Origin of the sequence: Achromobacter sp. UBA5777 (assembly GCF_002418565.1) — a bacterium.
GTDB classification, from domain to species: Bacteria; Pseudomonadota; Gammaproteobacteria; order Burkholderiales; family Burkholderiaceae_B; genus Achromobacter; species Achromobacter animicus.
Map to the genome: position 1 here is coordinate 1 of NZ_DIEJ01000236.1, position 6,257 is coordinate 6,257.

A 6,257-nucleotide genomic window follows, 5' to 3' on the forward strand; every position below is an offset into this window, starting at 1 on the left:
CGCCGCCGCGCGGCGACGGCCCCCCCCGCCTGACCGCGCTGGTGTTCGACCGCAAGATCGACGAAACGCCATGGGACGCGCCGGACGCCGACGCGCCCACGGCGTCCATCAGCCTGCCCGTACCGCGCATGACCGAGCCCGCCTACGTGCGCCAGATCGACGCCATTCGCGGCCTGATCCGGGACGGCGAGCTGTATCAGGTCAATTTCACGCAGCCGCTCGACGTCGGCTTCCAGGGCGATCCGGCCACGCTGTACCGCCGCATCGCCACGCGCAATCCGGTCGCCCACGCGGCCTATATCCAGGACGGCGATCGCACGGTGCTGTCGTTTTCGCCCGAGCTGTTCGTGCGGCGCGACGGCCCGCGGCTGACGACCCGACCCATGAAAGGCACCGCCCCACGCCATGCCGATCCGGCCGAGGACGAACGCCTGGGCCAGGAGCTGCTGGCCAGCGACAAGAACCGCGCCGAGAACCTGATGATCGTGGACCTGCTGCGCAACGACCTCGGACGGGTTGCCGAGCCGGGTACGGTGAAGGTCGAGGCGCTGTTTTCGTTGGAGCGATACCCCACCGTCTGGACCATGACGTCCACCGTGTCGGCCACCGCGCCGCACGCCACGCTGTCGGACGTGCTGCACGCCCTCTTTCCCTGCGGATCGATCACCGGCGCGCCGAAAGTGGCCGCCATGCGGCGTATCCGGCAGATGGAAACCGCCCCGCGCGGCCTGTATTGCGGCAGCATCGGCTGGCTGGCCCCGGATGGCGACTTCTCGCTCAACGTCGCGATCCGCACGCTGGTCCTGGACCAGCAGGGTCACGGCGTCTACAGCGTCGGCGGCGGCATCGTCTACGATTCGGACCCCGCTGGCGAATGGCAGGAATGCCACTGGAAGGCCCGCATCCTGCGCGCCTGACGGCGCAAACCTCACGGCCGGTAGTAGCATAGAGCGCGGCGCGGCCCCGCCTAGGCGGCCCCGCCTTATTCCAGGAGAGTCCCATGCAACCCGAATTGATCGAGACCATCCTGGTTGAAGCGACCGGCAACGTGCCGCTGCTGACGCGCCACCTCCACCGCCTCGAAGCGTCATGCAAGGCGCTGGGCTATGTCTGGGGCGGCCGCGATGTCGAAGGCGACATCCTCGTCGCCGTCATGTCCCTGGGCTCCGCCGGCCCCCACCGCCTGCGCCTCCTGGTCGCGCGCGATGGCAGCCGCCACATCCAGACCGCCGTCCTGCCGCCCCTGCCCGCACACCAGGAAGTCATGCTGGCGCCCGAGGCGCTGCGCTCCTCCGAACCGCTGCTGCGCTACAAGACCACGCACCGCCCCTGGTACACCAAAACGATCGAATGGCTGCCGTCGCACCCGCACATTTTCGATCTGGTCTATCTGAACGAACGCGGCGAACTCTGCGAAGGCAGCCGCAGCAACGTCTATCTGCGCATGGACGACGCCTGGTACACCCCGCCCGTGGACAGCGGCTGCCTGCCCGGCGTGCAGCGCGCGCAACTGCTCGACACGGGCAAGGCAAAGGAACGCGTGCTGACGCTGGCCGACCTGCACGCGGCCGACGAGATCCGGTTGTCGAACGCGCTGCGCGGATGGTTCACCGTGACATTCCGCGACGCCTGACAGCCGGTCCTGATCGCTGACACTCAATCCGCGAACACATCCACCACCACCTGCCGGAGCCACTGGTTGGCGGCCTCTCGGTGGTTGCGGGCGTGCCAGAACACGTTGATGACCGACTCCGGGATCTTCACCGGACAGGGCGCGGCCGCCAGGCCGAACGGGCCGCACGCGCAGTCGGCAAAGCGCTGCGGCACCACCGCGATCATGTCGGTGGCCTGCAGCACCGGCCCCACCGCCATGAAGTGCGGCACCGTCAGCCGCAGCCGGCGGCGGATGCCCGCGCGCGCAATCACCTCGTCCACCACACCGTGGCCCGTACCCTCGGACACGATCGCCACGTGTTCGGCCGCGCGGAACTGCCGGGCCGACACCCCCGAGCGCGCCAGCGGGTGGTCCTGCCGGAAGATGCACACATAGGGCTGACGAAACAGCCGGCGCTGAAAGAACCCGCCCTTCAATCCGGGCAAAAAGCCCATCGCCAGATCCATGCGGCCCCGCTCCATCTCGTCACGCACGTCGATCGACGTCGTGCGCACCGTGCGGATGGTCACGCCCGGCGCGACCTGATCCAGCGCCCGCATCAGGCGCGGCAGGAAGTAGGTCTCGCCCACGTCGTTCACGCCGATCACGAACGAACGCTCACTGCGCGCCGGATCGAACGCCACGCGCGCGTTCAGCGTGCCTTGCAGCGCGGCCAGCGCATCGGCGATCGGCTGAGCCAGGCTCTCGGCATACGGCGTCGGCACCATGCCGCGCGAGGTCCGCAGGAACAACTCGTCGCCCAGCAGCTTGCGCAACCGGCTCAGCGCATTGCTGACGCCCGGCTGCGAAATCCCCAGGCTTTCCGCCGCCGCCGACACCCGGCCATGCTTGTGCAATTCATTGAAGACGACGAGCAGATTCAGATCCACGTCTTTCAGGTTCATGCGGCTGTCTCCACCAATATTGATTCTGGTGATTTATGTAATAAGCGAGATTCTATTTATTAATTTGGCGCCCTGCCCGAAGATGCGGAAAAACGCCTGCGCCCATGCCGCGCAAGGCGCTGCCCGGTCGCCGCGCGGCCAGCTGAAAAATGGAGACAAATCATGCGCGTCCGCACGCATCGCATCGCCACGTCCTGTAGCGGGGGCCGTCCATGAACGCCCCCGAACACCCCGTCCAATTCATCCCGCCCTGGCAAGGCGACGGTTCTCATCGCATTCCGTTCGGCGTCTACACCGACGCCGCGCTGCACCAGCGGGAACTGGAGCGCTTCTTCTACCAAGGCCACTGGAGCTACGTCGGCCTCGAGGCCGAAATCCCGAATCCCGGCGACTTCAAACGCACGGTCGTGGGCGAGCGGTCCGTCATCCTGCTGCGCGACAACGATGGCGAAGTGCGCGTCGTGGAGAACGTCTGCGCCCATCGCGGCGTGCAGTTCTGCCGCGAACGCGCCGGCAACCGCACCGAGTTCGTCTGTCCGTACCATCAGTGGAATTACGACCTGCAGGGCAACCTGATCGGCGTGCCCTTCCGCCGCGGGGTCAAGCAGGACGGCAAGGTCAACGGCGGCATGCCGCCCGACTTCAAGCCCGAGGACCACGGCCTGACAAAACTGGCGGTCGCCTGCCGCAACGGCGTCGTCTTTGCGTCCTTCGACCACGACGTCGAGCCGCTCGAAGACTACCTGGGCCCCGACATCGCGCATTACTTCGACCGCGTCTTCGACGGTCGCGAACTGGTGATCCACGGCTACAGCCGCCAGCGCATTCCCGGCAACTGGAAGCTGATGCAGGAGAACATCAAAGATCCCTATCACCCCGGCCTCCTGCACACCTGGTTCGTCACCTTCGGCCTATGGCGCGCGGACAACCGGTCCGAACTGAAGATGGACCGCCATTTCCGCCACGCCGCCATGATCTCCACGCGCGGCCAGGGCGGCAAAAGCACCGTCACTAGCGGCGTGTCCAGCTTCAAGGAACAGATGTCGCTGAACGACGACCGCTTCCTGGACATCGTGCAGGAACCCTGGTGGAACGGCCCCACCGCCGTGCTCATGACCCTGTTCCCCAGCGTCATCATCCAGCAGCAGGTGAACTCGCTGTCCACCCGCCACATCCAGCCCGTCGGCCACGACGCCTTCGACTTCGTCTGGACCCATTTCGGCTTTGCCGACGACACCCCCGAAATGACCCAGCGCCGCCTGCGCCAGGCCAACCTCTTCGGCCCCGCCGGCTTCGTGTCCGCCGACGACGGCGAAGTCATCGAATTTTCGCAATCCGGTTTCGAACAAAAGCCCTGGCACCGCAGCGTCGCCGAACTCGGCGGCAAGACCGCCGAAAACACCGACCACATGGTCACCGAAACGCTGATACGCGGCATGTACGCGTACTGGCGCCGCGTGATGGAGGCGTGACATGCTGGACTTTCCGCGCTACTACCAGCTCACCCGCCTGTACACCGACTACGCCGCCGCGCTGGACGCCGGCGAATGGGAAAAGTGGCCCGACTTCTTCACGGAAGACTGCGTCTACAAGGTGCTGCCACGCGAAAACTACGAACGCGGATTTCCGCTGGCGACCATGGCATTCGAGAGCCGCGGCATGCTGAAGGACCGCATCTACGGCGCCACCGAAACCATCTTCCACGACCCCTACTACCAGCGCCACGTCGTCGGCGCCCCCCGCGTGCTGCTGGCGCAGGACGACCGCATCGAGTCCGAAGCCAACTACGCCATCTTCCGCACCAAGCCCAGCCAGCTCACCACCGTCTTCAACGTAGGCCGCTACCTCGACGTGATCCGCCAGACCCCCGACGGCCTCAAATTCGAATCGCGGCTGTGCATCTTCGACAGCGAGCTGATCCCCAACTCGCTGATCTACCCCATCTGACCCGGAGACGAACAATGACTGTGCAATGGACAAAGGCGATTGAACGCGATGAAGTCCCCGAAGAAGACGTCATCGCCGTAGAGGCAGGCGGAAAAGAAATCGCGCTATACGGCGTGAATGGCGAGGTCTACGCGACCGACAACCTCTGTACGCACGGCAATGCCAGACTGTGCGACGGCTTCCTCACCGGCCACGAAATCGAATGCCCGCTGCACCAGGGCCGTTTCGACGTGCGCGACGGCCGCGCCCTGTGCTCGCCGCTGCGGGAGAATATCGCGACTTATCCCGTGCGGATCGAGGATGGCGTCGTGTTCGTGGCGCTTTGATTTATTTGAGCGTCGGGCCAGGCGGCGACGGCGCGTCTGGCCATTGAAGCACCGCGGCGCTCAAGCATTGAGGCGCCGCCGCCCCAGCGGCCCTCAGACCGCCAGCCGCAACGCCTCGTTCGCCGCAGCCATACCCATGGCGGCGGTCACGGTAACCACAGACCCATAACCCGCGCACGACAAACCTTGCGGCGCCAGCGTCATCCCCGACGCGCCCATGTCGTCCTCGCCCTCGACCGGCCGGGTCCACGCATCCGGCAAGATCGCAGGCTGGTCGAACCACAACGCATGCACGCCCATCTTCGGCACCCGCTTGAGCGCCTTGCCGTTCTTGTCCGACGCCCGCGGAAACCCATGCTCGCGCCGCAACTTGTTGCGCAGCTTGGACAGCAACGCATCATTGACCGCCCCCGACAGATCCCCCGCCCGCAACGCCAACGGATCCGTCTTCCCGCCCGCGCCGCCACACAGCAGCATCGGCACGCCCAGCTTGCGCGCGTGGAGAATCATCGCGATCTTCGCGGCGGCCTGATCCGTGCAATCGATGATGACCGTATAAGGCCCCGGCAACACCTCGCCCACGTTCTCCGGCGATACGAAATCGTCCACCCGCGTGATCCGGCATTCCGGATTGATCGCCAACACCCGTTCAGCCATCGCATCCACCTTCGACTGCCCCAGCGTCGAACTCAACGCATGGATCTGCCGATTGACGTTGGACTCGGCAATGTGATCCAGATCGATCAACGTCAACGCCCCCACCCCGCACCGCGCCAGCGCCTCGACGGTCCACGACCCCACGCCGCCCAGGCCGGCGACGGCAACGTGGGCATTGCGGATGCGGGAGGGCGCGTCAGGACCATAGAGACGCGACAGCGCGCCGAAACGACGGTCGAGATCGGCGGGTTCAGGAATGAGTTCGGGCGAGTTCATGGAGCGCATTTTATGGCAGCGGCCGCCAGCCTACCCGCCCAAGTCACGCGGACAAGGTGTCTGACACCCTGCGGAGACTGCCGTCATGCCGCGGATGTGCCTCAAGGGTGTCAGACACCGGCGCACTTTTCGCCACCCGTCCAGAACCCAGAGGGACCCACGGACAGGGTGTCAGACACCGGAGGCAACAGACACCGGAGGCAACGTACCGCCGCCCACCGCAAGCGCGAAGCGTCATCCCCCGACGCAAGACACCGCGTAAGCGCCCGGAGGCCGCCCGCGCGGCCAACCGGGCGCGGGCCCCGCAAACCGCTTCAAACATGCGCAAGCGCAGGCAAGAACCTTAAAAACCCAGCCCGCCCCAGCCCGCGCCAAGCTGAATCCACCCGAGCCCGGCGTGGCGTCGGCCTGGGGTGCGCGGGGCGTGTAGATGCGCCCGACGGAATCCGAAGGCAGCCGCCGCAGGCGGCAACGAGATTCTATGGTCTTGGT

7 protein-coding genes are annotated in these 6,257 nt (G+C 66.1%); 5 read left to right on the forward strand and 2 right to left on the reverse strand.

Annotated elements, in window-relative coordinates:
• Together pabB and B3446_RS19395 are read left to right on the forward strand one after the other, a co-directional pair.
• The coding region (gene pabB, locus B3446_RS19390) for an aminodeoxychorismate synthase component I (RefSeq protein ID WP_291384217.1) at window positions 1–917 on the forward strand (917 nt) is incomplete at its 5' end.
• Window positions 918–1,000: 83 nt separating this feature from the next.
• Window positions 1,001–1,633 carry an aminotransferase class IV family protein gene (locus tag B3446_RS19395; protein WP_191577758.1) on the forward strand — a complete coding sequence of 211 codons (633 nt, stop codon included), beginning with the start codon at window positions 1,001–1,003 and terminating at the stop codon, window positions 1,631–1,633.
• Window positions 1,634–1,656: 23 nt separating this feature from the next.
• Here B3446_RS19395 and B3446_RS19400 read toward each other — a convergent pair whose 3' ends face one another.
• Window positions 1,657–2,559 (reverse strand): LysR family transcriptional regulator, encoded by a 903-nt coding sequence (locus tag B3446_RS19400; RefSeq protein WP_191577759.1) that lies wholly within the window; start codon window positions 2,557–2,559, stop codon window positions 1,657–1,659.
• 212 nt (window positions 2,560–2,771) lie between these two features.
• On the opposite strand from B3446_RS19400, the gene B3446_RS19405 reads away from it, so the two are divergent.
• Genes B3446_RS19405 through B3446_RS19415 form a run of 3 tightly spaced genes read left to right on the forward strand, consistent with a single transcriptional unit; the run spans window position 2,772 to window position 4,832 of the window.
• Window positions 2,772–4,031, forward strand: coding sequence for an aromatic ring-hydroxylating dioxygenase subunit alpha (locus B3446_RS19405; RefSeq protein ID WP_291384220.1), 1,260 nt, complete (start codon window positions 2,772–2,774; stop codon window positions 4,029–4,031).
• 1 nt (window position 4,032) lies between these two features.
• Window positions 4,033–4,506, forward strand: a complete 474-nt coding sequence (locus tag B3446_RS19410) for an aromatic-ring-hydroxylating dioxygenase subunit beta (RefSeq protein ID WP_291384221.1) — start codon at window positions 4,033–4,035, stop codon at window positions 4,504–4,506.
• 14 nt (window positions 4,507–4,520) lie between these two features.
• A complete protein-coding gene (locus B3446_RS19415; protein WP_175123244.1) occupies window positions 4,521–4,832 on the forward strand; it encodes a non-heme iron oxygenase ferredoxin subunit in 312 nt (103 codons plus the stop codon).
• Between the two features lie 93 nt (window positions 4,833–4,925).
• Here the strand turns inward: B3446_RS19415 and B3446_RS19420 are convergent, their stop codons facing one another.
• On the reverse strand, window positions 4,926–5,774 hold the full coding sequence (locus B3446_RS19420) for a tRNA threonylcarbamoyladenosine dehydratase (RefSeq protein ID WP_370647843.1): 849 nt from the start codon (window positions 5,772–5,774) through the stop codon (window positions 4,926–4,928).
• Window positions 5,775–6,257: the final 483 nt, after the last annotated feature.